Origin of the sequence: Streptomyces sp. TRM68416, assembly GCF_014596915.1 — a bacterium.
GTDB lineage: Bacteria > Actinomycetota > Actinomycetes > Streptomycetales > Streptomycetaceae > Streptomyces.
Genome location: NZ_JACVWU010000070.1, coordinates 1 through 1399, shown reverse-complemented (window position 1 = coordinate 1399; position 1399 = coordinate 1). Strand labels below are relative to the sequence as shown.

The window sequence follows — 1399 nt, the reverse complement described above, 5'->3', positions numbered from 1 at the left end:
TAGTGCTTCGTTAGGTTCTGGTTCTGTTTGCGGTGAGGGGGCGGCCGCAGGTGGTGCAGATGCCGTCCCAGCACCGCAGCAGGTCCTGTAACGCATCGAGGACTTGGTAGAGGCTCAGGCTGTCGTGCGGGCTTTTGGGTCGTAGCGCCGCAGGGTGAGGAAGGCTTGTGCGGCGGTGACGAGGGTGACGTGATGGTGCCAGCCGCGCCAGGTGCGGCCCTCGAAGTGGTCCAGGCCCAGGCCGTGTTTGAGTTCGCGGTAGTCGTGCTCGATGCGCCAGCGCATCTTCGCAAAGCGCACCAGATCGGCGACCGGGGTGGTGACGGGCAGGTTGGACATCCAGTAGCCGGTGGGCTCGTCGGCTTCCTGGGGCTGTTCGACCAGCAGGGTCCGCAGCGGCAGCACCCCGTCCCACCGGCCACGCCCGCCGGCCTGTTCCTGCGCGGTCCGTGAGGCTTCTTTGCCCGAGGGCCGCACCTCGAGCACGGCAAAGCGGGAGGTCATCGATCCCTTGCTGCCCTGGCGCCAGGTGACGGTCTCGAAGCAGGTGTGCGCATCGACCAGGTCTCGCAGGGGGCGGGCCGGCTCGCGGTAGCGGGGCAGTGTGGGTGGCCCCAGGCCCTGGTAGGGCGGCAGATACGGGACGGCAGCGGCCGGGCGGGCGATCTCCTTGGGCTCGACGGCCATGATGTAGGACCAGCCGTGTTCTTCCAGGGCCAGGCGGAAGGAAACGCTGCGGCCGTAGCCGGTATCGGCCACGAGCACCGGCACCGATGGCAGCCAGGTGGCCAGCTTCTCCAGCAGCCCCAGCGCCAGATGGGGCTTGGCCACATGCCCGACCTCGTCGGGCACGCCCGCAGCCGTGCGCCGCGGGCGGTCGTGGGCCCATTCCTCGGGCAGGAACAGCTCCCATTCCAGCGGGCAGGAAGCACGATCGGTGGCCGCGTGCACGCTGACGGCGACCTGGCAGTTGGCCCGTTTGCCCAGCGCCCCGCAGTACTGCCGGGCCACCCCCACCGATGCCCGCCCGCACTTGGGAAACGCGACGTCGTCGATGACCCACACCTCGGGCTGGACCACCTGGACCAGCCGCTCGGCGATCCGCCGCCGCACCGGCGCCCACTGCCACGGCGACTGGTTGACGAACTGCTGCAAGGCCTGCATGTTCCCGTCCGGCAGCCGCTGGGCCATCGGCTGGATCGACTTGCGCCGGCCATCCAGCATCAGCCCCCGCAGATAGCACTCGCCCCTGGCCCGCTGATCCTTGCGCGGCACCGAGGCGAACACATCCTCCACGAACAGCCCCAACGCCGCCCGTAATCGGTTCACTTCATGCGTGTCCACGTACCCAACATGCTCTTGATCAGCGACAATGCCTAGACCTAACGAAGCACTACTA

Annotated in this window: 1 protein-coding gene; it reads right to left on the bottom strand. The window is 68.5% G+C overall.

Translation table 11 applies throughout. From position 1 onward, the window contains the following. Positions 1–114 precede the first annotated feature (114 nt). Positions 115–1344, bottom strand: coding sequence for an IS701 family transposase (locus ICC28_RS39935; RefSeq protein WP_188293780.1), 1230 nt, complete (start codon positions 1342–1344; stop codon positions 115–117). Between the last annotated feature and the right edge of the window lie 55 nt (positions 1345–1399).